This window comes from Bradyrhizobium cosmicum, from assembly GCF_007290395.2.
Classification (GTDB): Bacteria; Pseudomonadota; Alphaproteobacteria; order Rhizobiales; family Xanthobacteraceae; genus Bradyrhizobium; species Bradyrhizobium cosmicum.
Genome location: NZ_CP041656.2, coordinates 1,489,898 through 1,515,553 on the forward strand (window position 1 = coordinate 1,489,898; position 25,656 = coordinate 1,515,553).

At 64.9% G+C, this 25,656-nt stretch carries 25 protein-coding genes; 15 read left to right on the forward strand and 10 right to left on the reverse strand.

The features are described 5' to 3' along the window. Position 1 precedes the first annotated feature (1 nt). From FNV92_RS06945 to FNV92_RS06955, 3 genes are all read right to left on the reverse strand, one after another. A complete protein-coding gene (locus FNV92_RS06945) occupies positions 2-379 on the reverse strand; it encodes a response regulator transcription factor (RefSeq protein ID WP_143841584.1) in 378 nt (125 codons plus the stop codon). A gap of 101 nt (positions 380-480) precedes the next feature. After that, positions 481-1,152: a response regulator transcription factor gene (locus tag FNV92_RS06950; protein ID WP_014439975.1), complete on the reverse strand. Its 672-nt coding sequence runs from the start codon at positions 1,150-1,152 to the stop codon at positions 481-483. Next, on the reverse strand, positions 1,149-3,026 hold the full coding sequence (locus FNV92_RS06955; RefSeq protein WP_244623753.1) for a PAS domain-containing sensor histidine kinase: 1,878 nt from the start codon (positions 3,024-3,026) through the stop codon (positions 1,149-1,151). The genes FNV92_RS06950 and FNV92_RS06955 overlap by 4 nt, the downstream gene beginning before the upstream one ends. A 373-nt stretch (positions 3,027-3,399) precedes the next feature. Here FNV92_RS06955 and FNV92_RS06960 point away from each other — a divergent pair, with 373 nt between their 5' ends. Both FNV92_RS06960 and FNV92_RS06965 read left to right on the forward strand, forming a co-directional pair. Continuing rightward, positions 3,400-4,311, forward strand: a complete 912-nt coding sequence (locus FNV92_RS06960) for an AraC family transcriptional regulator (protein ID WP_416377747.1) — start codon at positions 3,400-3,402, stop codon at positions 4,309-4,311. Next, positions 4,308-4,517: a hypothetical protein gene (locus FNV92_RS06965; RefSeq protein ID WP_014439978.1), complete on the forward strand. Its 210-nt coding sequence runs from the start codon at positions 4,308-4,310 to the stop codon at positions 4,515-4,517. The genes FNV92_RS06960 and FNV92_RS06965 overlap by 4 nt, the downstream gene beginning before the upstream one ends. Positions 4,518-4,632: 115 nt before the next feature. Here FNV92_RS06965 and FNV92_RS06970 read toward each other — a convergent pair whose 3' ends face one another. Then, the gene (locus tag FNV92_RS06970; protein ID WP_143846067.1) at positions 4,633-4,860 is read right to left on the reverse strand and encodes a hypothetical protein; all 228 of its coding nucleotides are present in this window, start codon (positions 4,858-4,860) and stop codon (positions 4,633-4,635) included. Positions 4,861-4,894: 34 nt separating this feature from the next. Then, complete coding sequence (locus FNV92_RS06975) at positions 4,895-5,080, reverse strand: hypothetical protein (RefSeq protein WP_014439980.1); 186 nt, start codon at positions 5,078-5,080, stop codon at positions 4,895-4,897. A gap of 213 nt (positions 5,081-5,293) precedes the next feature. Between FNV92_RS06975 and FNV92_RS06980 the strand changes: the two genes are divergently transcribed. Both FNV92_RS06980 and FNV92_RS06985 read left to right on the forward strand, forming a co-directional pair. After that, positions 5,294-5,500 (forward strand): hypothetical protein, encoded by a 207-nt coding sequence (locus FNV92_RS06980; protein ID WP_014439981.1) that lies wholly within the window; start codon positions 5,294-5,296, stop codon positions 5,498-5,500. Positions 5,501-5,533: 33 nt separating this feature from the next. After that, positions 5,534-5,713: a hypothetical protein gene (locus tag FNV92_RS06985; protein ID WP_014439982.1), complete on the forward strand. Its 180-nt coding sequence runs from the start codon at positions 5,534-5,536 to the stop codon at positions 5,711-5,713. A gap of 583 nt (positions 5,714-6,296) precedes the next feature. Here the strand turns inward: FNV92_RS06985 and FNV92_RS06990 are convergent. Further along, positions 6,297-8,084 (reverse strand): peptide ABC transporter substrate-binding protein, encoded by a 1,788-nt coding sequence (locus FNV92_RS06990; protein ID WP_143841582.1) that lies wholly within the window; start codon positions 8,082-8,084, stop codon positions 6,297-6,299. A gap of 516 nt (positions 8,085-8,600) precedes the next feature. Beyond that, positions 8,601-8,987, reverse strand: a complete 387-nt coding sequence (locus FNV92_RS06995; RefSeq protein WP_143841581.1) for a hypothetical protein — start codon at positions 8,985-8,987, stop codon at positions 8,601-8,603. Positions 8,988-9,238: 251 nt separating this feature from the next. Here FNV92_RS06995 and FNV92_RS07000 point away from each other — a divergent pair, with 251 nt between their 5' ends. The 10 genes from FNV92_RS07000 to FNV92_RS07045 all read left to right on the forward strand — a co-directional run bounded on the left by FNV92_RS07000 (position 9,239) and on the right by FNV92_RS07045 (position 20,615). Further along, positions 9,239-10,033, forward strand: coding sequence for a MetQ/NlpA family ABC transporter substrate-binding protein (locus FNV92_RS07000; RefSeq protein WP_143841580.1), 795 nt, complete (start codon positions 9,239-9,241; stop codon positions 10,031-10,033). A gap of 141 nt (positions 10,034-10,174) precedes the next feature. Further along, the gene (locus FNV92_RS07005) at positions 10,175-11,212 is read left to right on the forward strand and encodes a putative FMN-dependent luciferase-like monooxygenase (protein ID WP_143841579.1); all 1,038 of its coding nucleotides are present in this window, start codon (positions 10,175-10,177) and stop codon (positions 11,210-11,212) included. A 37-nt stretch (positions 11,213-11,249) separates the two neighbouring features. After that, positions 11,250-11,876 carry a CMD domain protein gene (locus FNV92_RS07010; RefSeq protein WP_168213756.1) on the forward strand — a complete coding sequence of 209 codons (627 nt, stop codon included), beginning with the start codon at positions 11,250-11,252 and terminating at the stop codon, positions 11,874-11,876. Between the two features lie 13 nt (positions 11,877-11,889). After that, positions 11,890-12,474, forward strand: coding sequence for an alkylhydroperoxidase domain protein (locus FNV92_RS07015; protein WP_143841577.1), 585 nt, complete (start codon positions 11,890-11,892; stop codon positions 12,472-12,474). A 60-nt stretch (positions 12,475-12,534) separates the two neighbouring features. Next, the gene (locus FNV92_RS07020; RefSeq protein WP_143841576.1) at positions 12,535-13,692 is read left to right on the forward strand and encodes an ABC transporter substrate-binding protein; all 1,158 of its coding nucleotides are present in this window, start codon (positions 12,535-12,537) and stop codon (positions 13,690-13,692) included. A gap of 56 nt (positions 13,693-13,748) precedes the next feature. Next, complete coding sequence (locus tag FNV92_RS07025; protein ID WP_143841575.1) at positions 13,749-15,572, forward strand: ABC transporter permease; 1,824 nt, start codon at positions 13,749-13,751, stop codon at positions 15,570-15,572. After that, on the forward strand, positions 15,572-16,420 hold the full coding sequence (locus FNV92_RS07030) for an ABC transporter ATP-binding protein (protein ID WP_168213324.1): 849 nt from the start codon (positions 15,572-15,574) through the stop codon (positions 16,418-16,420). Before FNV92_RS07025 ends, FNV92_RS07030 begins: the two co-directional genes overlap by 1 nt. Next, positions 16,417-17,157 (forward strand): ABC transporter ATP-binding protein, encoded by a 741-nt coding sequence (locus FNV92_RS07035; RefSeq protein WP_143841573.1) that lies wholly within the window; start codon positions 16,417-16,419, stop codon positions 17,155-17,157. The genes FNV92_RS07030 and FNV92_RS07035 overlap by 4 nt, the downstream gene beginning before the upstream one ends. Positions 17,158-17,254: 97 nt before the next feature. Further along, the gene (locus FNV92_RS07040; protein ID WP_143841572.1) at positions 17,255-18,325 is read left to right on the forward strand and encodes a HoxN/HupN/NixA family nickel/cobalt transporter; all 1,071 of its coding nucleotides are present in this window, start codon (positions 17,255-17,257) and stop codon (positions 18,323-18,325) included. Continuing rightward, the gene (locus FNV92_RS07045) at positions 18,306-20,615 is read left to right on the forward strand and encodes a TonB-dependent receptor (protein WP_143841571.1); all 2,310 of its coding nucleotides are present in this window, start codon (positions 18,306-18,308) and stop codon (positions 20,613-20,615) included. The genes FNV92_RS07040 and FNV92_RS07045 overlap by 20 nt, the downstream gene beginning before the upstream one ends. Here FNV92_RS07045 and FNV92_RS07050 read toward each other — a convergent pair. Beyond that, complete coding sequence (locus FNV92_RS07050) at positions 20,612-22,120, reverse strand: ATP-binding protein (protein WP_143841570.1); 1,509 nt, start codon at positions 22,118-22,120, stop codon at positions 20,612-20,614. The two genes, FNV92_RS07045 and FNV92_RS07050, sit on opposite strands and share 4 nt — an antisense overlap. Before the next feature lie 104 nt (positions 22,121-22,224). Continuing rightward, a complete protein-coding gene (locus FNV92_RS07055; protein WP_143841569.1) occupies positions 22,225-23,043 on the reverse strand; it encodes a YkgJ family cysteine cluster protein in 819 nt (272 codons plus the stop codon). A 527-nt stretch (positions 23,044-23,570) separates the two neighbouring features. Here FNV92_RS07055 and FNV92_RS07060 point away from each other — a divergent pair. Next, entirely contained in the window at positions 23,571-24,155 is a 585-nt protein-coding gene (locus FNV92_RS07060; RefSeq protein ID WP_143841568.1) for a LysE family translocator, read from the forward strand. Positions 24,156-24,191: 36 nt separating this feature from the next. Here FNV92_RS07060 and FNV92_RS07065 read toward each other — a convergent pair whose 3' ends face one another. After that, positions 24,192-25,256 (reverse strand): ketopantoate reductase family protein, encoded by a 1,065-nt coding sequence (locus tag FNV92_RS07065; protein WP_143841567.1) that lies wholly within the window; start codon positions 25,254-25,256, stop codon positions 24,192-24,194. Positions 25,257-25,656: the final 400 nt, after the last annotated feature.

Below are 25,656 nucleotides of genomic sequence, written 5' to 3' on the forward strand. Positions count from 1 at the left end.
ACTACGGCGTTTGGCCTGCCAGCGCCTCTTCGAGGCAGCGGATGATCTCGTCACCGCTGGAGGGTTTGCCGAGATAGCAATGCGCGCCTGCGGCCAAGACGCGCCGGCGCATGGTTTCGCTTGGAAACGCCGTCATGAAGATGATCGGGATATGGCGGCCCTCGGCAACCAGTCGGGCCTGCAACTCATCGCCGGTGATGACTGGCATCTGGATGTCGGCGATCATGCATGCCGGATCGTCTCCCTGCGCCTGCCGCAGGAAATCCACACCGGATTCGTAGGCCTGGGCCTCGTAGCCGACCGAACGCACGAGGCTCGCCAGCGACGCGCGAACGCCTTCGTCGTCGTCCACGATCGCAATCACCGGGGTCTTGGCCATGGTCGCACATTCCTGACCGCGGTGTTCCGCAAGGAGAGCATCTCCCTTTGCGCGGCCGATGACGCCCTTATGCACCCTGGGCAGTCCTGCCGGAATTATACTCAGGTTTGGTCCGTAGTCCTGCGGGTCTGGGAAACGCCGAGCGCCTCGGCCTTGCGAACGAGGTCGGCGAACGACCGGACCCCCATCTTGCGCATGACGTTCCCGCGGTGGATCTTGACCGTGATCTCGCTGAGGCCGATCAGGGCGGCGACCTGCTTGTTCATCAGGCCGGCGGTGACATGGCCCATCACCTCGCGCTCACGCGCCGTCAGCGTCTCGTACTGGGCGCGGATATCGTCCCTGGTCGCCGCTTCGGTACGGTGCTGCGCATCGCGCTCGAGTGCCGCCGTCACCGCATCGAGCATGTCCTGGTCGCGAAACGGTTTTGCGAGGAAATCGACTGCGCCCGCCTTCATGGCACGCACGGACATCGGAATATCGCCGTGGCCGGTCATGAAGATGATCGGATGGCTGATGCCCTGCCGGACCAGCTGGCTCTGCAGATCGAGCCCGCTCACGCCGGGTAGGCGGACGTCCAGCACGATGCAGCCGGGGCCGTCGGGCAGCACACCGCCGAGCAGTTCGGCGGGCGATGCGAACAGGCGCGTCTCGAGGCCGACGGAGCGGAACAGGCTGTCGAGCGAGGCGCGGATCCCTGCGTCGTCATCAACGATGATGACGACCGAGTTGAGGGATCGGGCGGGTGGTTGCGCTTGGTCTGGTCGTGTCATGGTCGGGCGTATTCTGGGCTGTGAGGCAGTGTCAGGCGGAACGTGGCTCCCGCGCCGGGGGTGCTCTCGACCGACAGCTGGCCGCCGTGAGCTTCCACCGTCGTTCGGCAGATCGCAAGTCCCATGCCCATTCCGTCGCGCTTCGTCGTGAAGAATGGATCGAATAGGCGCGGCATGTCGTCGGGCCGGATGCCGGGGCCGCTGTCCTGCACCGTGATGGCGAGTCGCTCGCCGTCGACGGCGCCGGCGCGCAGCGTGATGGTGCGGGAACCGCGCTGGTCCGACATGGCCTGGCCGGCATTGACCAGCAGGTTGACGAGCACCTGCTGAAGCTGGATCCGGTCACCGCGGATGGGCCTCAGGCCATGTTCGGTCTCGACGGTGAGCGCAACGTTGTCATTGGCCAGCTCTCGCGCGACCAGAAGGGCCGCTTCCTGGATGATCTCGGCGATATCGAGACTGTCCTGCTGGGCAGGCGCCTTCTTCAGGAAGGTGCGGACGCGGGCCACGACCTCGCTGGCCCGGCGGCCTTCCGCGACGACGTGAACGATCGTGGCCGCGACCTCCTTCAGATCGGGCACATCGCGCCGTAGCCAGCGCAGGCCGGCCTCGCCGCTGGTGACGATCGCCGCCAGAGGCTGGTTGACCTCGTGGGCGATCGAGGCGCTGAGCTCACCGAGGGTGGCGACCCGCGCGGCATGGGCGAGCTCCGCCTGCGCCGCGAGCAATGCATCCTGGGCCTGCTTGCGCTCGGTGATGTCGACGACGAAGGCGAGCACGTTGCGATCGCCGTCGGGTCCGGGCGGAAAGGTGATCGTGAACAGCACCGGAACCTTGCGTCCGTCGAGCCTGACGAGCTCGGTCTCGCCTTCGTAGAACGGCTCGCCTTCTGCAAAGGCGATCAATGCGCCGAGGAAGCTTCGGTCGTTCTCGCCAAGAAGCAGGTCCACGTTCTCGATGAAGGGCGAGGCGCCGTTTGCACCTGCCATCTTTTGCAGGGCCGGATTGACGTCGGTGATTCTGGCGAGCCGGCGGGCACGCCGGACGAAATCCGGATGTTGTGCCAGATGATCGCGCAGGCCGGCTCCTTCGGTTTCCAGCGATTGCAGCGCGGCTCGGAGTTCGCTCCAGTCCTCTTCGATCACCCCGATCCGGCTTGCGTCGAACATGCGGCGGTATCGCTGCTCGCTCCGCACCAGCGCATTGTGTGCGGCCACGCGATCGGTGACGTCGGTGTGCGTTTCGAGGACCCCGACGGGCTTGCCGAGACGGTCGTGCTGCAGGGCCCATCGGGCATCGACGGTGAGCGCGGCGCCGTCTTTCGTCCGCTGCTGCACGCGGCCTTCCCACCGGCCGGTGTCGAGCAGGTCGGTTTCGATGGTTTCGCGCCGGTCCGGATATGTGGTTTGCAGCAGCTTGTCTGCGAGCTGCCCGAGCGCCTCGTCGGCTGACCAGCCGTAGGCTTGCTCCGCCGTCTTGTTCCAGAAGGTGATCACGCCGCCGCGATTCCTGGCGAAGATCATGTCGTGCGAGAGGTTGAGCAGGCGCGCCTGCGCCGCAAGGTGCGTCGTTGCCGCGTGGTTTTGCAGCGCCAGCAGGGTCGTGATCCCGATCGCCGCCAGGCTCACCAGCGCGCGGAGGGCGGGCGAGGCGATGCTCTCCAGATCGTGCGAGAGCAGATAGGCCGTTATCGTCAGGACGACACAGCCGGCCGCTGCGACGATGATGTCGTTGCGCCGACTGGTCTTCGCCGCAAGCAGGATCGCCACGACGTAGAGAACCGCGACCGCGCCCTCGAGCGGCGTCAGCACGTCGACCAGGAAAACCGCGACGGCGAGGACAGCGGACCAGAACCGCAAACCGGCGCGGCTCATGGCTGAACCCGTGGTCGGATCATGAGTCGTCATCGTCGCTGGCAGTCGTTATTCTCATATCGGCAGCGTTGATGCCGCGATTTGATCGCCTCCACAACATCTGGCAGCGTGATTTTCGTGCTCTCGTGGAAGACCTGCGCGCCACGCAACCCTGCGAATTCGCCGGCAGGCGGCATTCCCCGGAAAAACCGGCCAGCTTGCGTGATTCCACCGGCACATGCGTGCAAGCAGCGCGTCAACTTACCGCAGCCATCGCGCGCCGCCAGTCCCGTCCGCATCCGCGGCGCCGGCGAGGTGTCGCGCCGGCGCCCCCACCGGACGAACATGCTGCGATCATACCTAGGTATGACTCGGTTAACCCGAGAACCTATCGATGCACCCGCGCGTAGAATGGATCGCGCGGACCGCCGAATTACTCTGCTCCCATGACATTCGGACAAGCCAGTCAGGCGATGCCGGATCGAAAACAGGACAAGGAGATTCGACGATGTCGTTGCAGATGTCACGCTCACAGACGGTCAAGGATCATGGCGTTCGTGCGATCGATTTCTCTGCGATCGATTGGGATCGGCTCGGGCTGTCGAAATTACCTGATCGCTTCGGCGCCGACGAAACGATGCTGTCCTTCGTCCATCTGGACGTGGCCCTGGCGCTCGAGGCGCGGGCTGCGGATGTCGAACGGTCCGCCGGGAGCGATCCGGAGTTCGCGGGAGAACTCACCGATCCGGTCATGCGGCGCCTGTCGGATGCGCTGGCGGCGACCGAAGCCACGCACGATGCCCATTCCGCCATCATGGCCGACGCGCTGCGGCTTGCGATCCTCACCCGGACGTTCAGCCGGCAGGCGCTTCGCGCCCCGTCCGGGCTTGACCCGGCTGACGGCGTTCACAAGGAGGAGGTTGGCCGGCCCGTGCGGTCGCTGCAGAACTGGCGTCTCAAGCGCGTGCTGCAATATGTCGATGAGAACTTGACGGGCAAGATCACGCTTCAGAACATGGCCGCGGTCGCCGGCCTGAGCAGGATGCATTTCGCCGCGCAGTTCCGCGCAGCCACCGGCGTCCGGCCGCGGGAATACCTGTTGCGGCGTCGGATCGAACGCGCCCAGGAACTGCTCAAGCAGGCCGAACTCGCTCTGGTCGATATCGCCCTGACCGTAGGCTTCCAGACGCAGGCGCATTTCACCACGGTGTTCAAGCGCTTTGTCGGCGATACGCCGTATCAGTGGCGGAGCGCTTATCTTGCGCAAGCTATGCCGCTGCCGCGCGTGGGAGCGGGGCCGTCATGAGCAATATCGGCATTCAGGCCCTGCTGCTCCCACTTGCGAGCCTTCATTTGATGCTCACGCATCATGAACTCATGGAGGCGATAGAGCTTGTTCGCGTGCTCGGCAATTCGTACCGCCTGGCTGCTTTGGAGCCGGGGAGCGGCCTTCTCTATGGACGTCTCGCCTTCAACTTCTGCCGTAGCGTTGTGATGTGGGGCGCGCGTTAGGGGAAGCGGGTCGCCCCCAAATCAAGTCCTGAGGGGAGCCGTGCCAAACGGCACTATCGCCAACATGCTTCCCGAACTGCCGCCGCGAACAAGCTCCGCTGATTGGGCGGGCTGGTTACTTGCTCTTCGCCCTGGATTGTTTTTTTGGCGCCGGGCCCGCTGCGGCTTCCCGCGCCAGGCGCTCTGCCTTCAGACGCTCTCGATTCTGGGCGAAGGCCTTCTCGGCGAGCGCGTGCTCGGACATCGCCTTTACAGCATCGACCTCGCGAAAGGCCTTGCGTGCTTCGCGCTCCGCTTTGCTGATCGGTTTCGGCGGCTGGTATTCACCACTTGTCTTTGTCATCTGTTCTCGATCCAAACGCTTCGCGAAAGTCGGGTCAATTCTTGCTTGTCGGCCCGGCATCCCGCGCCAAGCGCTCCGCCCTGAGACGCTTGTGGTTTTCCTGAAACTCCGGATCGGCGTGGCTGTCGGCTATCGTTTGCCGCGCCCCGATTGGGTTTTGTGCCTTTCGCTCCGCTTCATCCGCAACCTGTTGCTCGGCGGAGCGTTTCCGTTTGATCATTGCCCGATCCCTGCACCTGCGGGTTGTTCCAGAAGCATCCAGATGATTCCCGGGAACCATACTAGCCGTTCGCCGCCCGGGCGGCGATCTCAAAAGTAAAGGTTGTCCAGCCCATCGATCCGGGTGTCCCGGCGAAACCGGAGGGGCAATGGTTAATTGCGTCACGGCATGCTCTACGCTAGAGCAGCAGGAGATGACTTGAGAGGTAAGCCCATGTCATATGCCTACAAGCTGAATGAAGACGTTCGCCACCAGCCCCAAGGTCCACAAGGGCGTGCGGCAATTGATTCCGCCATGATTTACACCATCGTTCAATGTATGCCCATCGAGGCAGACGGACGTCTTCGATATCGCATCAAGAGCAAGTCGGGGAACGTCGAGCGAGTCGTGACGGAAGAGCAGCTGTCGTACTTTCAGTGATCTCGCGCGCTTGCCAGCAGAGGGAGTTTCGTCGTGCTGAATGATCGGGAAAATATTCTGATTGCGCTTCGAGAGAAGCCGCTCAAGGTCTACGAGATCATGAAGCGCGCCAATGTCGCGAACGAGGAGGCTTGCCAGTCTCTTCTGTTGAAGATGCGAGACGAAGGCTCGGTGAAGTTCGATATCCACAAGGGGCGATGGCAGGTCGGATGATCGCCGAATTGCGGCGACGGTCAGGCTTGTCGTCCTTTCGGCACGTTGTCCTCACAGGTTAGTTCCCTTGCTTGGCCGGGCTGCCAGGCACCGGAGCGCAGTCAGTTCGCCCATCGGACAAGCCCCGCCCTGTTTCGCGGCCCCGTCAATCCCTCCCGGCAAAAATATTCCACTTTACCGAAATTCGGAAATATCGTATCTCTCGCCCATCCCGGCTCATCCTTGAGGGGCGATCGTACGTCGTCACGAGTTGCGAGCCGGGCTTGCGGTGGACGCGGCAGCGTCGGCATGAGAGGTGCGGGCAGGGCGGGTAGTCCCTGTGAGCTCGCGGCCGCGTGCGGACGAGCGGCGCTGTCAGGTTCGTCTCGTCCGTAAGTTTCCGGCTCCGTTGACAGGGCCGGAAAAACTGCGGCGAAATGGCGGGCCGTGCGTACGGCAAAACCGTGTGGTCCGTCGCAATGACGAGGAGGAGAGTGCGAGCGACACACGCCACTCCCGTGCCCCGGCTCTGCAGTGCAACGCTCTCCGCGTTGCAGCTTGTCCGGGACACGAAACTCCCGTCGCCGCGATCCCGCGCGTGCCCTCAGCTCCGGTACCAGCTCCCCAGATTCCACGTCGTCACGTCCCAGCCCGAGAGGTCGGCCATGAGGTTGTTGAGGCAGCCGCCGACATTGGTGCGCGAGAGCAGCGGCACGAGGATGTTGGCCTCGCAGAAGATCTCGTTGACCTTGATCAGCAGTGCGGCGCGCTTGGCCGGATCGAGCTCCTTCTGCGCGGCCTTGTAGGCCTTGTCGGCCTCGGGATCGGACCAGCGCGAGACGTTGCGGCCGAGCCATTTGTTGTCCTTGGTCGCGATCTCCCAGGAGACGCACTGGTTCAGGAAGCGCTCCGGATCGGGCTGCGGCTGCGTCGTGGCGTACATCTCCATGTCGCAGTAGAATTTCGTGTAGGTGTCGGGATTGCCGACGTCGGAGGAGAAGAACACCGACGCGGTGACCGACTTGAGCTCGAGCTCGATGCCGGCCTTCTGGCAGGCCTGCTTGATGATGGCCTGCGTCTTCTGGCGCGGCGCGTTGGTCGAGGTCTGGAACACGTATTTGAGCTTCTTGCCGCCCTTCTCGCGGACGCCGTCCGCGCCCATCTTCCAGCCGGCCTCGTCAAGAATCCTGTTGGCCTTGTCGACGTTGAACTCGTAGGTGAGCTTGCTCGATTTGAACCGTTTGGGCTCGTTGACGAAGCTCGCCGTGGCGGTGCCGCCGCGGCCGTAGATGTATTTCTGGATCGAGTCGCGATCAATCAAGAGGTTGATCGCCTTGCGGACGGCCGGATCGGACAGCGAGGGGTGCTTCGTCTTTGCGTTGGAGCGTTCGCCGTCGACCTCGGTCCAGGGGTCCGTGGTGTTGAGGATCATGAACTCGACATTGCCGGAGGGCTGGACGTCGATCCGGCCCTTGCCGCTGGTCTCCATGCGCTTGAGGACCTCGTCCTCCACCAGCAAGTTCCAGGCAAAATCGTATTCGCCGGTCTGCAGCACCGCGCGCGCCGCGGAGACGGCGTCGCCGCCGCCCTTGACCTCGAGCGTGTCGAAATGCGGCTGGTTCTTGACGTGGTAGTCGGGGTTGCGCTCGGCCTTGATCATGTCGCCGGGCTTGAACTCGACGAATCTGTAGGGACCGGTGCCGACCGGCTTCAGATTGCCCGGCGCATCGCGCGACTTGGCGCCGGCATACTCGCCGAAATGATGCTTTGGCAGGATCGGGCCGACCGAGCCGACGAATGGGTCGGCCCAGAACGGAGTCGGGTCCTTGAAGATCACTTTCACGGTGTGGTCGTCGATCTTCTCGACCTTGATGTCCTTGTAGGACCCGGTGGTGTAGGCGGCCGTCGCAAGGTCCGAGGCGTAGGTCCAGGTGAAGACGACGTCGTCCGCGGTGAACGGCTTGCCGTCATGCCATCTCACGCCCTGCTTCAGCTTCCAGGTCACGCTGGTGCCATCAGCCGCAAGGCCGCCGTTGGCCTTGGTCGGAACCTCGGCGGCGAGGCAGGGGAAGAGGTTGCCCTCCTTGTCCCAGCCGGCGAGCGGCTCGAAGAAGATGCGCGAGGCGATCTGGTCCTTGGTGCCGACGGCGAAATGCGGATTGAGCAGCGTCGGCGCCTGCCAGACCAGGAGCTTGAGCGGGCCGCCGCCGCCGGCCTTGGTCGGCTTGTACTCCAGCGTGGCGTCCGCCATCGCGACGTCGTTCCAGAGCAGGATCTGACTCGCGATTGGCGCCGTGATTCCCACTGCAGCCAGTGTCCGGATGAACGAGCGTCGCGACAGCGTCCCCTGCTTCACTCCCGCGACCAGGCCGCGAATGTCGTTCTCGTCCATCGGATGACCTCCACCTTCTCAAAGAAAAGTCGTCACCAGCATGCAAGTACCGTGCATACTAATCCAAGGACGTCGGGCCGTGTCGAGTCAAAGACAGGATTGCCGAGTTTGAAGGGAGTTCTTGCGGTGAAACGCCGCAGGGGCGTGCAGCTCTATCACCGTCACTCCGAGGTGCGCGCGCTGCGGCGCAGCCACAGCAAGCCTCGAAGGGCGACGGCCCGGCTGCATCCAGGCCGTTCATCCTTCGAGGCTCGCATCGCAATGCATCTGCATCACGCCACTCGCGCCTCAGGACGACGGAACCGTCGTTGTGCAGCGAAGCCGGTGCTGGATCGCCGTCCGAAACGTTCGAACGGCGATCCAGTGCGAACTCGGTGAACTTGGGGAAGTTCTAAGGCCGCGACAGGAAGCTAACCCGCCCCGCGCAAAGGCTTCAAGTTTCGCGATGTTGCTCCGGCCGGAGTTTCATTGCAGCAGTCGGGAAATTGCCACAGATGAGCCGTGCGAGATCGAGCATCACCGGATGCTGGCAACGCCGACCGCCAGCAGCGACAGCAGCAGCAAGTTGGTCAGCAATTGCAGCGCTGTCTTCGGCTGCGCCAGCCAGCGCGAAACCTTCTCGGTGAAGGACAGCGCCGGATCGGCGAACAGCGGCTCATGGCTGTGCCTGAAGAAGTGCGGAAACTTTGGCCCGAGCCACGGATTCACCAGGGCATGGAGGGTCGATGTCATCGCAATGAAAATGGCTGCGCCATAGCGCTGGTCGGCGAATTCCGACGCGTTGATCAGCATCATCATCAGCGCGATGCCGGAATAGAACGGAACGCCCTGGAGTAGCGCGTAGAGCGCAAGACATTCGAGGCGGTTGCGGTTTGCGAGCCTGGAGGCTGCGAGGGCGATCATGGCTGAACTCCGTGCTGGACCTGCCGCTAGTCTCGCGTGCCGGAAGCCGTCTTGCCGTGATGCGCCTCACGTTTGCGGAGCACGCCTTTCGAGCGCGGATTTGGAGTGCGCCTTGGCGGCCGCGAATTCGTTTCATGTTTGGCGCCGAATGGAGAAAGTGTCGCTCGCCGCGGGCAGCCAATATGAATTTCCATTTCATTGATTTCACCCTGCGGAGAAGCGAATACGGTTCCAATCATTGCTGCAGACCCATGGAGACCAAGATGTCGTTTCGCTCCGCTCTGATCCTCGCATCCGTGCTCGCCGCCTGGTCGGCCGCAGCCGCAGCCGAGACCATCAAGATCGGCGTGACGCCGGGTCCGCATGCCCAGATCTTCGAAGCCGTGAAGCCGATCGCGGCCAGGCAGGGCCTCGACATCCAGCTCATCGAATTCTCCGACTACGTCGTGCCGAACGCCGCGCTCGATGCCGGCGAGATCCAGGCCAATTCGTTCCAGAACCAGCCTTATTTGGACAATCAGAAGGCCGACCGTGGCTACAAGATCGAGGCCGTCGGCCTGACCGTCAACTTCCCGATCGGCGTCTATTCGAAGAAGCACAAGGCCTTCGCCGACATCCCCGAGGGCGGCAAGGTCTCGATCCCGAACGATCCGACCAATGGCGGACGCGTGCTGCTGCTGCTCCGCGACAAGGGCGTGATCAAGCTCAAGGACGGTGTCGGCTTCAAGCCGACGGTGCTCGACGTCACCGAGAATTCCAGGAAGCTGAAGTTCGTCGAGGTCGATGCGGCGCAGGCGCCGCGCGCGCTTGATGATGTCGACGCCGCCGCGATCAACACCAATTATGCAACCCAGGCGGGGCTCGATCCGGTCAAGGATCCGATCCTGCGCGAGGATCCGAAGGGCCCCTACGTCAACCTCATCGCCATTCGCACCGCCGACAAGGACAAGCCCTGGGTCAAGATCCTCGTCGACAGCTATCACACGCCGGAGGTCAGGGAGTTCGTCCTGACCAAGTTCAAGGGCGCGGTACTGCCGAGCTGGTAGGCAGTCTGCCCAACCAGGGGCCAGTACAGGGCGAACCGAACGAGCAGCCCTGCGTACGAGCCCTGCGCAAAGCCCGCTTGTGTGGAGCGGCGGTAATCGACATCATCGGGGGCCCGGCAATCCTCGCCCGACAGGGGTCGCATGAAACGGTTCGCAAAGCTGAAGAGACTTGGATTTTTCACGCGGCTGCTCGACGAGGCGCCGCCCGCCGAGCGATATCGTTTTGCGGCCGAGCAGATCGTGCGCGCCGAGCAGGCGGGCCTCGATTCCGCGTGGATCGCGCAGCACCATTTTCATGAGCGCGAGGGCGGATTGCCGTCGCCCTTCACTTTCCTCGGCTATGTCGCGGCGAAGACCTCGCGCATCCGCCTCGGCACTGGCATCGTGACGCTGCCGATGGAGAATGCGGTGCGGGTGGCGGAGGACGCCGCGGTGCTCGATCTCATGTGCAATGGCCGCTTCGAACTCGGCGTCGGCACCGGCGGCAATCCGGCGGCCTTTGCCGCGTTTGGCCTCGACAGCGCCCAGCGTAACGAGATCTTCGCACGCAACCTCGAGGTCGTTCGCACCGCGCTGGTCGGCAAGCCGCTTGCCGGAGGTGACACGATCTATCCGCAGCGGCCCGAACTGGACAAGCGGATCTGGCAGGCGACCTTCTCGGTCGCCGGCGGCGCGCGTGCCGGCAAGGCCGGCGACGGCCTGCTGCTGTCACGCACTCAGCCTCGCACGAAAGAGGCGCCAAAGGCCACGCTCGCCGAGATCCAGAATCCGGTGATCGACGCCTATCTCGCAGCGCTGCCGCCGGGATGCGAGCCCCGCATCATGGCTTCGCGCAGCGTATTCGTCGCCGACGACCATGCCGAGGCGATGCGCCTCGCGGATATCGGTCTGCGGCGCGCGCTGCCGCAATTCATGAAGGGCGGACACCTCCCGCCGGGCGAGACGCTGCAGGAGATGATCACCGCGTTCGACACCCATGTCGGCGACGCCGACCATGTCATCGCCTCGCTCCGGGCCGATGCGACGCTGGAGCGCGTGACCGATCTCGTTTTCCAGGTGCATTCGGTCGACGCGCCGCATCCTTATGTCCTGCGCTCGATCGAGCTGGTCGCGGAGAAGGTCGCGCCGGCGCTGGGTTGGACCCGGACGGCTGCCGCTGACGTCGCCCTGGCGGGTTAGTCAAAATGAATGTGATGGCGTGACACGAGGCTCAATGATGAGTACGAAAGATATCATCGACACGCTGGCCGGGATCGAGCCGGGCTCGGCTCTGGATGCCATCCGCGCGAAGCGCATTCAGGCGCGCGACAACGCGCAGAAGAGCTATCTGTCGCTGTTCGAGCCGATCGACGCCGGCGATTTTTCGCTTGTTGAGCGTGCCGCCGTCGCAGCCTTCGTGATCGGCCTCCATGGCGAGTCTCCCGTCGCGGCCTTCTATCGCGAGAAGCTCGCGGCGACGGCGGACGGAGCGGCGCTGCTCGAGGCGATCAAGGCCGAGATCGCGCGCGGCAAGACATCGGGCCCGTACGGCGCGTATCCGGCCGGCCCGTTGTCGGCCGAGGACAAGACCGGCTTGATCTACCGTGTCAGCGCGGATCGGAAGCCGGTGCTTGGCGCGCGGCTCGCCGCGGCGCTGGAACATGCGCACCTGCTGGTATTCCGCCCGCGCGATGCGGCGGCCGCCGACATGAAGGCGTTGCTGACCGCCGGATGGTCGGAAACCGGCATCGTCACGTTCTCTCAACTCGTTGCGTTCCTGTCGTTCCAGGTGCGCGTCGTCACGGGCCTGCGTGTGCTCGGTGCCTCGCTTGGGCGCACCGCCAACGCTGCGGCCGGCGCGTAAGGAGACCGCAATCATGAGCGCTGCAAACACCGCCAATCCGCCCGTCGTCTTCACCCAGGACGAGCTCGGCTGGGTGTCGTGGATCGACCCGCTGCCGGAGGCCGAGCTGACCGAGCGGCATTTCGCCGGTCTCGTCGATCGCTCCCGCGCCAAGTCTGAATATTTCCGCCTGCTGGTGCGCGATCCCGAGGTGCTGGAAGCCCGCACCAAGACCGACAAGGACATCTTCTACAACGTCGCCGACGGCCTGCCGCGCGCCGAGCGCGAGCTCGCGGCCGCCGCGACCTCGCGCTACAACGGCTGCATCTATTGTGCCTCCGTGCATGCGCGCTTCGCCAGCACCTATTCCAAGCGCCGCGACGACGTGCAGCGCCTGCTCGACGAGGGCGTCGGCGTCGATCTCGGCGAGCGCTGGAACGCCGTCGTCAAGGCGTCGGTCGCACTGGCCGCAACGCCGATCGCGTTCGGCCCCGACAATATCGAGGAGTTGCGCCGCGCCGGTCTCGACGATGCCGAGATCGTCGACGTCATCAACGGCGCGTCGTTCTTCAACTGGGCGAACCGGCTGATGCTGTCGCTCGGCGAGCCCTCGAAATAGGCAGACCCCGGCGGCATGGAAATTGCTGCTTGTTTCAACATGGAACGGATGGAGCCGAGCATGAGCAACATCGATCGTCGTACCCTGGTCAAGGGCTCGCTTGCCGTCATGATGGCAGGAGCGGCCTTTTCGCGCGGCGCCTTCGCTGATACCTCCGAGCCGATCCTGCTTGGCGTCAGCGGTCCCTTGACCGGGCCGAACGCGCAATACGGCACGCAGTGGAAGCAGGGCTTCGATCTCGCGCTCGACGAGATCCTCGCCGCCGGCGGCATCAACGGCCGCAAGCTCGCCTACAATTTCGAGGACAGCCAGAGCGACCCGCGCCAGTCGGTGGCGATCGCCCAGAAATTCGTCTCCGACCCCCGCATCGTCATGGAGCTCGGCGACTTCTCCAGCCCGGCCTCGATGGCGGCTTCCCCGATCTATCAGCGGGCGGGGCTGGTGCAGTTCGGCTTCACCAATTCGCACCCTGATTTCACCAAGGGCGGCGACTTCATGTGGAGCACGTCCGTGAGCCAGGCCGACGAGCAGCCGCTGCTGGCGGCCTATGCCGTGAAGCGTCTTGGTCTGAAGAAGCTGGCGGTGCTGCACCTCAACACCGATTGGGGCCGCACCAGCCGCGACTATTTCGTCAAGGCCGCGAAGGAGTACGGCGCCGAGATCGCTGTTACCGAAGGCTACATCGCGGAAGAGCGTGATTTCCGTTCCACGCTGGTGCGCGTCCGCGACTCCAGTCCGGATGGATTGATCCTGATCTCCTATTATTCCGACGGCGCGCTGATCGCGCGTCAGGCCCGCCAGGTCGGCTTGAAGCAGGTCATCTGTGCCGCAAGCTCGGTCTATTCGCCGAAGTTCCTGGAACTCGGCGGTGACGCCGTCGAGGACGTCCATGTCGGCACGCGCTACTTTCCGGAAGACCCGCGGCCCGAGGTGCAGAAATTCATCGCGGGTTTCAAAAAGAAATACAACGGGATCGAGCCCGACGCCTTCAATGCCTATGCCTACGATGCCATGAACATGGCAGCCGCCGTGGTGAAGATCGGCGGCACCGATCGCCGCGCCATCCGCGACGCCTTCGCGAAAGTGAAGGATGTCTCGAGCGTCATCTTCGGGACGGCGACGTTCGACGTCGAGAGCCGCCGCGTCAAGGGTGCCATGAACGCCGAGCTCGTCGTGCGCAAGGGCCAGTTCGCGCTGTGGGACGGCAAGCCAACCTGACATGACGGCGGGAGCGGCCACTTCGGCCGCTTTTCTTTTCACGCGGAGACCATCGCTTGTCTTCCTGGCTCGACTATACGATCAACGGGCTGATCGTTGGTAACGTCTACGCCCTGGTTGCGGTCGGGCTTGCGCTGATCTTCGGCGTCAGCCGGCTGATCAACTTTGCGCAAGGGTCGATCTATCTCGTCGGCGCCTATATCGGCTGGGTCGCGGTGGTGCAGCTCCATACGCCGCTGCCGCTCACCATCATTGTCGTGGCGGTAGCCGCCGCGCTGGTTGGGCTGATCATCGAGCGGTTCGGCCTGCGTCCGCTGCAGAACTCCGTGCGCATCGCGCCGCTGCTCGCGACCATCGGCATCAGCTTCGTGCTCGATCAGCTGGTGATGCTGACCTTCTCGCCCAATCCGCGCGCGCTGCCGAGCCAGTTGCCCGACGTGCGCTTCCAGGTCGGAGGCGGGACGATTGGCCCGCTCGATCTGTTGATCGCCGGTGTCGGCCTCACCAGCGCGATTCTGCTGTTCGTGTTCCTGCGCTACAGCAAGCTCGGTTGGGCCGTGCGCGCCACCGCGCAGGACCGCGATGCGGCGATGCAGATGGGCGTCGACGTCAACCGTGTCAATCAGGCCGTGTTCGGCATCGCGGCGGCGCTCGGCGGCGTCTCCGGCCTGCTGGTCGGCATGTACTACAACCAGATCGACACCGCGATGAGCCTGCAAGCGACGCTCAAGGGCGTCGTCGCCGAAGTGGCCGGCGGTGCGGGCAACGTGCCCGGCGCGGTCATCGGCAGCCTGCTGCTGGGACTGGTGGAGAGTTACGGCGTCGCCGTGTTCGGCACCAGCTATCGCAATCTGTTCGCGTTCCTGCTGCTCGTGCTCGTTCTCGTACTGCGCCCGAACGGATTGTTCGCGAGCGCACGGCAGGCGCCGCCCGAGCCGCTCACCGGCACCTTCATCGCGCCGAGCCGTCCCGTGCGGATTCCGCGCTGGGCGTTGCTGGTGGCGGCCGCCGCGTTCGCGATCCTGCCGCTGTTCCCGGTGTCCTTCTACGTGCTCCAGACCCTGATCAACGCCTGGCTGCTCGGCATGCTCGCGCTCAGTCTGACGCTGGTGGCGGGCACGATCGGCCAGGTCTCGCTCGGTCACGCCGCGCTGCTCGCAATCGGCGCCTATACGTCCGCGCTGCTGTCGCTCACCTTCGCCGTCCCGGTCGGCCTCGCCGTCATCGGCGGCGGCCTGATGAGCGCCGCGCTCGGTACGGCGCTGATCTCGCCGTCTTTCCGCCTGCGCGGGCACTATGTGTCGATCGCAACGCTCGCCATCGGCGAGATCGTGTCGCTGGTGATCCTGAACTGGGAGAGCGTCACCCGCGGCCCGATCGGCATCTCCGGCATCCCGCCGCTGTCGCTGTTCGGCCATGAGCTGGTCAGCCCGACGTCGATCTACTGGTTCAGCTTCGTGGTGATGGTCGTGCTGGCGCTGCTGCAGGGGCGACTGCTCGGCTCGCATCTTGGCCGCAGCTTCCGCGCCATTCGCGACGACGATATCGCCGCGCGCGCCTATGGCCTCAGCCTGAACCGCTACAAGTCGCTGGCCTTCATCTTCGGCGGGTTCGCCGCCGGCGTCAGCGGCGGCGTCGCCGCGCATCTCTATTCCTACATCAACCACGAGACGTTCAACACGCAGCAATCCATCCTGGCGCTGACGGTGGTGATCCTCGGCGGTCTCGGCAACGTCGTCGGTGCGATCGTCGGATCGGTGGCACTGGTCGGCCTGCCGGAAGTGTTCCGGATCGCGGCGGAGTACCGCATCCTGATCTACGGAATCGTGCTGTTGCTGCTGGTGCGGTTCAGGCCGCAGGGCCTGTTGGGGACGATGTGATGGCGGAGCAGCACACGACCATGCTGTCCCTGCGCGGGCTGACGCGCCGCTTCGGCGGCCTCACCGCCGTCAATGCGATTGATCTCGATCTCGCGAAGGGTCAGCTCGTCAGCATCATCGGCCCGAACGGCGCCGGCAAGACCACGCTGTTCAATCTCGTCACCGGGCTCGACCGGCCTGACGCTGGCGAGGTCCGCTTCGAAGGCCAGGACATCACGGGTCTGTCGCCGGAACGGCTTGCGGCCGGAGGGATCGCGCGCACCTTCCAGCTCGGCCGAGTCTTCGGCAATCTCAGCGTGATGGACAACGTTTTGATCGGCGCGCATACGCGGCTGAGCGCGGTGAAGCCGGCGGTGCCGCTGATCGGCCCGCTGCTTGAGCTGGGCTTGGCGCTGCTGCGTCCCGCCAGTGTCAGGGCGGAAGAAGAGCGGCTGCGCGAGGAGGTGAAGGTCATTCTCGCGCGCTTCGGCGAGCGGCTGCTGCCGCGGATCGACCAGCCGGCCTACAGCCTCTCCTACGCCAACCGCCGCCGCGTCGAGATCGCGCGTGCGCTGGCGCTGAAGCCGCGCCTGCTGTTGCTGGACGAGCCGACCGCCGGCATGAACCCGACCGAGACAACGGAGATGCAGGGCCTGGTCGCCGAGCTGAAGGCGGAAGGCCTGACCATTCTCCTGATCGAGCACAAGCTGGAGATGGTGATGCGCCTGTCCGACCGCGTCATCGTCATGGACGAGGGCAAGAAGATCGCGGAAGGCCCGGGCGAACAGGTGCGTGTCGATCCCAAGGTGATCGAGGCTTATCTCGGCCACGGCCTGTCGGGCTCGGGAGAGCAGGAGAGTGCGGCATGACGACGGGCGCATCCGAACCGCTGCTGGCGCTGTCCAACGTGAATACCTTCTACGGCCAGGCCCAGGTTCATTTCGACCTGTCGATCACGGTCGGCCGCGGCCACATCGTCTGCCTGCTCGGCGGCAACGCCAGCGGCAAGTCCACGACGATGAAGATCATCCTCGGCCTCGTGAAGCCGCGATCCGGTGACGTGACGTTCGATGGCGCATCGCTGCTGGGGCTGACCACGCCGCAGATCGTCCGGCATGGCATCGCCTCGGTGCCCGAGGCGCGGCGCCTCTTCGCCGACATGAGCGTGCGTGAAAACATCCTGATGGGCGCCTTCGTGCGCAACGACCGCGAGGCGATCGCGCAGGATCTCGACAAGATGCTCGGACTGTTTCCCAAGCTCGGCCAGCGGCTGTCGCAGCGCGCTGGCTCGCTCTCCGGCGGCGAACAGCAGATGGTCGCGATGGCGCGCGCGCTGATGAGCCGTCCCCGGATGATCGTGATGGACGAGCCGACCATGGGCCTGTCGCCGCTCTACGTCGATCGCGTGCTGGAGCTGATCCGCACCATCAACCAGGAAGGCGTCTCGGTCTTCATGGTCGAGCAGAACGCCAGCCTCGCGCTCGAGATCGCGCACGAGGCCTATGTGCTCCAGACCGGCAAGATCGTGCTCTCCGGACCGGCGCGCGCGTTGAAGGACGACCCTCGCATCCGCGACGCCTATCTCGGCGGCTCTGAAGCGGCGTAAGGCAGTGCGCTGACGTCTCCCTTCGGGACTAGCCAGTGTGATCATTCTATGAAAAGATCATACCACTGGTGCGATGGAGCGTGCGGCGGACGGAATGATGTCGAAATTGTCCTTGCGGGCGGTTGAGCCCGGTTTGGTGCTGCTGTTCGGCGGGCTCATCGCCGCCAATATCGCAGCGTGGATATGGGCCTTCGCTGCGTTCGGTGACCGGCCCACGGTGACGGCGACAGCGCTGCTCGCCTGGGTGTTCGGCCTGCGCCACGCCGTCGATGCCGACCACATCGCCGCCATCGACAATGTGGTGCGCAAGCTGATGCAGGCGGGCGGCGCGCCGCGCAGCGTTGGCCTTTATTTCGCGCTCGGGCATTCCACCGTGGTCGTGGTCGCGACCATGCTGCTGGCGCTGGGCGTGGTGAGTCTCGGCGGCGACAGCCTGCTGAGGGAAATCGGCGGCTTCATCGGCACCTCGGTGTCGGCGCTGTTCCTGCTGATGATCGCGGCCATCAATCTCGTCATCTTCGTCAGCCTGTGGCGGACGTTTCGCCTCGCGCGCGAGCAGGGCGTTCATGACGCCGAAGGCCTCGAGGCGCTGCTCGCCAGCCGCGGCGTGCTCGCACGGCTGCTCGGCCCAATGTTCCGCCTGGTGACAAAGCCGCAGCACATGTATCCGCTGGGATTCCTGTTCGGGCTCGGCTTCGATACCGCGACCGAGATCGGCCTGCTCAGCATCTCCGCCGGTGAAGCCGCGCGCGGTGCATCGTTTGCCGATATCCTGGTCTTTCCCGCGCTGTTCGCCGCCGGCATGGCGCTGGTCGACACTGCCGATTCCGCGCTGATGGTCAGTGCCTATCGCTGGGCCTTCGTCGATCCCATGCGCAAGCTCTGGTACAACCTCACCATCACCGGCGCCTCCGTCGCGGTGGCGCTGTTGATCGGCGGCATCGAGGCGCTTGGCCTGATCGCGGATCGCCTCGGCCTGTCCGGCGGCGTGTGGACGCTGGTCGATCACCTGAACGAGTCGCTTGCGAATGTAGGCTTCGCCGTGATTGCGCTGTTCGTTGTCGCCTGGCTCGTCTCGGTCATGCTCTATCGCCGTGTGTTTGCAGGCGATCGGCACCGCGCCGCGCCAAGAGTCCTGGAATGCGGCGATGCGACCGAGGCCGCCTGATCTCGGTCGTCGCTGCGGCGCGCTGACGGCACTCCCGGCCTTCGTCCTTCTCGCGGATTGCGGCAAGGCCTTGGCGCAGAGCGGCAGTGCCTCGCGCGAGCTGCCCCCGATCCAGGTCATCGGCGGCGAGACGCCGCGTCACAAGAGGCCGCCTGTGCCGCGCCGCGCCGGCAAGCCGGCGGCGGCCGGCAGCAGCGTCGCTCAGCCGGCATCAACGCTGCGGGCGGATGTCGCCAGTGTCGCCTCCGGCGCGAAAGGCGCGCCGGGCATGGCGAGCGAGCTCACCGTCTCCGGCGAGGCGGTCAACGCGCGCCCCTTCACCCGGCCGGGCGAGGCGCTCGAAGCCGTGCCGGGGCTGATCGTGACCCAGCATTCCGGCGAGGGCAAAGCCAACCAGTATTTTCTGCGCGGCTATAATCTCGATCACGGCACCGATCTCGCGATCACGGTCGACGACGTCCCCGTCAACATGCGGACCCACGCGCACGGCCAGGGCTATGCCGACCTGAACTGGCTGATTCCGGAAACCGTCGCCGCGATCGACGTACGCAAGGGACCGTATTTCGCCGACGAGGGCGACTTCGCCTCCGTCGGCAGCGTGCATATTGGCTTGATCGACCGCACCAGGGGCCTCGCGCAGGTGACCGCGGGCAGCTTCGGCTATCGCCGCCTGCTCGGCATGGACTCCGCGAAAGTCGGCGATGGCTCGCTGCTCGTCGCCGGCGAGCTCGGCACCTATAACGGCTCCTGGGACAATCCGGACAAGGTGCGCAAGCTCAACGGCCTCGTACGCTACAGCCAGGGCACTGCGACCGATGGCGTTTCAGTCACCGGCATGGCCTATGCAAACAGGTGGAATTCCACCGACCAGGTGCCGCAGCGCGCCATCACCGGTGGATTCTTGAATCGCTTCGGCTCGGAAGATCCGAGCGATGGCGGCACCACCAACCGCTTCGCGCTCTCGGCCCGCGTCGCGCAGAGCGACGATCTCGGCTCGTGGAAGGCCAACGCCTATGTCGTGAAGAGCCAGCTCGATCTCTTCAACAATTTTACCTATTATCTCAGCGATCCCGTGTTCGGTGATCAGTTTCACCAGCACGACGACCGCCTGATGCTCGGTGCCAACATCTCGCGCACGCTGAACGGCTCGCTCGCAGGGCTCCCGATGCAGACCACGATCGGCCTGCAATCGCGCTACGACGCGATCGATCTCGCGTTGACAAACATGTTCCAGCGCGACTTTCTCGCCAACATCCGCAGCGACAAGGTCGGCGAGGGCAGCGTCGGCCTCTATGCCGAAAACACCGTACGCTGGACCGACTGGCTCAGGACCACGATCGGCTTGCGCGGCGACTACTACGCCGCCGATGTCACCTCGCTGTTCAACGCCGGCAATTCCGGCCGTGCCGACGCCGCGCTCGGCAGCCCGAAATTCCGGATGGTGCTCGGACCCTTCAACCAGACCGAGTTCTTTCTCGGCGCCGGCTATGGCATGCATTCCAATGACGCCCGCGGCGCGACCACGACGGAAGACCCGAGCGATCCCTCTACAAGGCTGACACCGTCGCCGCTGCTGGTACGCACGCGTGGCGCGGAGGTCGGCGTCCGCAGCAAAATTGTTCCCGGCCTCGACAGCTCGCTCAGCCTGTTCATCCTCGACCAGGATTCCGAGATCCTGTTCTCAGGTGATGCCGGCGACACCTCGGCGACCCGCGCCAGCCGCCGCTATGGTTTCGAATGGTCCAGCCATTATCGCCCGCGATCGTGGATCGACATCGACGCCGATCTCGCCATGACGCATGCGCGCTTTCGCGGCACCGACAGCGAGCAGGCCGAAGTCTACGCCTCGCTGGCCGGCTATCCGGAGGCGCAGCTAGGCAATGCGCCCGGCAATTACGTTCCGAACGCGCCGGCGATGGTGGCCTCGGCGGGCGTCACGCTCGGCGAGAAGACCGGCTGGTTCGGATCCTTGCGCTGGCGCTATCTGGCGTCGAGCCCGCTGACGGAAGACAATGCGTTCCGCTCGTCCGCGACCAGCATCTTCAACGGCCGCCTCGGCTATCGGATCGACAACGGCTGGCGCATCCAGCTCGACGTGCTCAATCTCTTCAACACGCAGGCGAACCAGATTACCTATGCCTACGGTTCGCTGCTCAAGACCGACACGCTGTACAATCTCTGCACCGGCGGCGTCGCGCCGGCATCGGTCTGCCAGAACGGCGTGATGGACACCGTGCTGCACCCAGTCGAGCCGCTGACGTTCCGCCTGACGGTGGCCGGAGTGTTCTAGGCCGACGCGGTGCTTTGGGCGGGCTCCGCCGGCAGATCGTCGCCATTGGGATCGCCCGGCGCCGTGGCCCAGGCGAGCTCCACCAGCGTGACGAACCTGCGGCCTGCGCCGTCGAGCTGGCAGACGATCAGCCCCTGCTCCTCCATGTAGCCGAGCAAACGCTGCGCCCGGCGCAGCGAGTGCGAGCCGTAGGCGCGGGCGATCGCGGCGTCGCCGGGGCAGGGCCAGCCTTCCTTCGCCGCGCGCGCGATCATCATGAACACGCCCTGCATGTCGTCGGGCAGGATCGAGGCGCGCAGCGAGACGTCCTGCCAGGCGTCGTCCTCGGCATGCTCGGCGCCGAGCCCGGCGCGCGCGCGTGTCAGCATGCGGCGGAATTCGGTGAGGTCGGGCACCGCGGAGCCGAGACCCTCGATGCGGCAGCGGACCACGAACTCCTGATAGAGCACGCCGACGGCGCGGAAGCCGGCATCGGGCTCGGCGAGCACCGCACGGAGCGTCCGATCCACCCGCTCGCGCCGTTCCGCGAGCTCCTCGGCACTCACAGGCACTTCGACCACCGCGGGCTCGATCTCCGGCGCGGCCGCCTTCGCGGCGCGGAGCTGTTCGAGCAGATCAGGCGCGGGCCGGCGCTGCGGCCGGCTGGCATCGGGCGGCGGCGCGGCCAGGATCACGGCGCGCATGTCCTCGAGTGCCTCCGGCAGCGGCATCAGCCGCGGCGTCGAGTTGCGCGCATGGGTGTCGGTCGGGCCGATATTCAGACGCAGCGGACGGCGCGACAGTGCAGGTCCCAGCGCCATGAATTGTCCGCGCTCGAGATCGCGAAACGCTTCCGCCTGCCGCCGCTCCATGCCGAGCAGGTCGGCGGCGCGCGCCATGTCGATGTCGAGGAAGGTGCGGCCCATCAGGAAGTTGGAGGCTTCCGCCGCGACGTTCTTGGCGAGCTTGGCGAGGCGCTGGGTCGCGATGATGCCGGCGAGCCCGCGCTTGCGGCCGCGGCACATCAGATTGGTCATCGCGCCGAGCGACAGCTTTCGCGCTTCGTCCGACACTTCGCCTGCGACGGCCGGCGCGAACAGCTGCGCCTCGTCCACCACCACCAGCATCGGATACCAATGGTCGCGGTCGACGTCGAACAGGCCGCCGAGGAAGGCCGCCGCGCGCCGCATCTGGTTCTCGGCGTCGAGACCCTCGAGATTGAGCACGGTGGAGACGCGATGCAGCCGGGCGCGCTCGCCGGCGACCTGAAGGCCGCGCTCGGTGTGATCCTCGGCCTCGATCACCAGATGGCCGAAACGCTCGGCCAGCGTGACGAAATCGCCTTCGGGATCGATGATGGCCTGCTGCACCCAGGGCGCGCTCTGCTCCATCAGCCGCCGCAGCAGATGCGATTTTCCGGAGCCCGAATTGCCCTGCACCAGGAGGCGGGTCGCCAGCAGTTCCTCGAGGTCCATGGCTGCCACGGCGCCCGCCGTGGTCTGCCCCATCTCGATCGCAACCGTCATGTCCCGACTCAAGGCCCCATCATTCGCGGACAGGGGCTTATCAACCCGGCCGGGGCGCGTCGAGCACAACAGCGCGAATCAGGACGCGTTGCCCACGGTGGCGTTCAAACGTGACCAGACAGCCGCAGAAGTGCGGGCCGATAGGGCGCTTGCGGATCGTCGTCCTCGTTCCCGGGGATGACGCAGGACCCGAACTCCTGCCTGATCCGTTCGATCTCGGCGATGCGCTCGTGCAGCCGCTGCAGATGGTCCCGCGACGTCGCCTTCCAGAACCGGAACGTGTCGGCCGTGAACGGCAGGAACGCGGTGCCGAACAGCGTCGGCTCTGGAACGACGGTCCGTCCGAGCAGCATGAACCTGTTGGCGCCTGATACGACGAGGGTCGCGTAGCCGCGGTTGCCGATTCGCCTGATCCCGTTCAGCGACCATTCGGCGAGCTTGCTGAAATACGGCTCCTCGCGCCAGCGGTCGGGGCAATGATCGTCGACGGTGACGTTGACCGCGTCCTGGCTGAAATGCACGATGATGCCCGATTTCGCTGGAAACCACTCGTCGTCGAGATGGCCCTGCAGCCAGGCGCAGACGAACGACCTGCACATCTGCGGACGGCGATCGTAGATGGTGCAACCGGTGCCCGTCTTCCAATGCTGGCAGAGCTGGTTCACCGGCTTGTCGACGGCGGCCACCTCCAGAACATCGCAGCAGGCGTTGCACGATCCGCATTGCCTCTTATTGGGCGCCGTCTTCGGCAGGCCGGTCGCGCGAAAACCCTGGCCGTCGCGGACCAGCAGCTTCTGCTTCTCCAGTGAGCTCAGCGCACGCTCGATCTTGAGACGGGACAGTCCGGTGGCGTCGATCACGCCCTTCATCGTCGTCGCGCCTGCCTCTACCGCGCGGACGACGCTCAGCATCGCCTGGTCCATTCTTGTTCTTGTTCTTGTTTGTCGGTCTAGGGCTTCGGTGTTTTTGCTGGCTGTCGAGCTTCGGCTCTGGAACTCATCCGCCGCGGAAGGGCATCCCGATCACGTTGCGTCGAGAGACAATTTCGTAAGCGCATGTTGCTCGCGCGTTTCCGGGAGGCAAGACAACGAGCCTGCCACGCACGCATGCGGCGCTTGCGCAAATGCGGGATCACGCGCGAGGCGTGAGACTTGATTCTCGCCCGCGACGAAGCTCAGTCACGCGCGCCCTGTTCAATTCGCGCGCGAACACGCCGTTTTCACGTTGCCTCGCGTCGAGATATGACGAGCAGCATGCATCTGTCTCACGCAGTCGTGATATTTGCGATGGAGCGCAGCAGTCGCGCGCGCGCGACACGTTCGCGTGATCGGAGCGCGAGCGGAAGAGCAACGCATGGCGCGTTGCTTGCGTGTCACACCGGGAACTGTCTGCGGCCTCGTCGCATGACACAGATCAAAGGCGGCCGGCAAGGAGCTCGCTATCTGATCGTATGAGTTTTCTCACTTTCTTCGCGGCGACCTATTTCCTGCTGGCAGTGCCTGGGCCGACCAACACCTTGCTCGCGACATCGGGTGCAGGCATCGGCGTCGCGCGCTCGCTTCACCTGCTAGCGGCGGAGCTGTGTGGCTATCTGCTGTCGATTGTGCTGCTGCGGACGGCGCTCGGTCCCATCGTCAGCGATATTCCGTTTGCTGCCGTCGTGCTCCGCGTCGCGGTGACGATCTACATCCTGTGCCTCGCCGTCATGCTCTGGCGCGTCAATACACGCGAGATGCGTGACGGTGCTGCGGTGACGTTCGGCCAGGTACTGCTGACGACCCTGCTGAACCCGAAGGCGCTGGTCTTCGCCTTCCTGCTCCTGCCGCTCCAGGTCGGGCCGCTCGAACTGCTGCCGTGGCTTGGAGTGATCGCGCTTCAGATCCTCACGGCCGGGGCGGCGTGGCTGGCATTGGGCGCAACACTCGGCCGCGGCGCGCGCCGGCTCGGGCATCCCGAGATCGTGACGCGGATCGGCGCGGTGACGCTGGTCGCGGTCACCGGCCTGATCTGGATTCAGTCATTCCTCAGCGCGTGAGCGCCAAAGCTGTTCGACAGAAGCAGGAATTGCGCGCTACTGCGCGCCCGATCCGCCTTGCACGATCTTCTCGTTCAGCTTCAGGTCCACGGTCTCGACGGTGCGATCGATCTCGGCATTGGGCACGCCGAGCTGATGCGAGATCAGCTTCACCAGGAGGTCGACGCGCTCGATGAAGGGCGCGCCGCTCGCGACCGCGCGTGCGGCCGATGACGGCTTGAGCAGGCTCTCGGCTGCCTTGGCGTATTTGGCGAACGGCACCTGGTCCTGCGGGTCGGCGCCGAGCCGCCGGGCGATCGCGTCGACATGCTCGTAGATCGTCTGCGAGCGCTTGAGATCGCCGTGCACGGCGTCGCGGATCGATTGCGGCTCGTGCGGCGTGATGCAGCGGTAGTTGCCGGTGAGGAGCATCGACCATTTCGCCAGCGGCACGAACAGCGAGTCGAAAACTTTCAGCTTCACCGGCACGTCGTGGCCGTCGAGCGTCACCGCGTCGATATCGGATTCGAACTCGCGCAGCACCTTGTTGTGCTTCTCGTCGGCGAATACCGATGCCTTGAAGTTGGTGGGCAGGCCGACATGGAGCACGTTCGCGGCCTCCTCCGGCGGACGGAAGGCCTGCGGGTCGGGCGAGCACAGCGTCACCAGCCCCGGCTCGAACCGCTCCCACACCTGCGCATTGGTGTAGGCCTCTTCGAGGTCCATGCCTGCGAGCGACGGGATTCGCTTCAGATAGGGCAGTGGCGGCATGTTCATGATCGACAGGCACGGCAGCTTCGCCGCGGCGATCTTGATCATGAGAACGCGGACCGTGTGGTTGGTGTATTGCGGCTCCTGCATCGCAAGGCCGACCATGTCGTAACGGGACAGGTCGACATCGACCGGCGTCACGGCGTCGAGCTTGCCGGGCAGGTCGCGCGAGAAGATGGCGCGGTGTACGGCTTCGTCGCGCAACTTGATGCGCACCTCGGTACCATCGCGATTGATCAGCTCCGCGGTCTTGGCGCGGCACACCAGGGTCACGTTGTGCCCCGCCATCAGGAGCTTCGTGCCCAGCAGCGAGCCGTAGGAAGCCCCGAGAATCAGGATGTTGCGCGCCATGTTTCGTCCCTTTGAGAAATTGTGCTGATTTTTTTTGGGCCCCGGCCGTCATCCAGGGGCGAATTGCTGGCATCTAAAGCGAACTGCCCCTGGATGGCAACTGGGATAATGCATACAACGAAGCGTCCAAATATTCCGTGACGCGGATGGAACAGAGCGTGACGAGGGGGGTCCATAAGGGTGGCGGGAGCCCTGATTTCGCTGCTCTCCACCCATGCCACGGCCCTGCGTGCACAGACGCTTCCGGTTGGCAGAAATTCGGATTTATCTCATTCGGGCGCACTGAGAGGTGCTATCGTACATCGTCCCGTTCCGCGCGGACGGATGAGGGGCACCGAGGATTCGCTTCGCGATCTTTTCTCGCCAGATCGACAGTCCGCATCGATGAAGCGGCGATCCG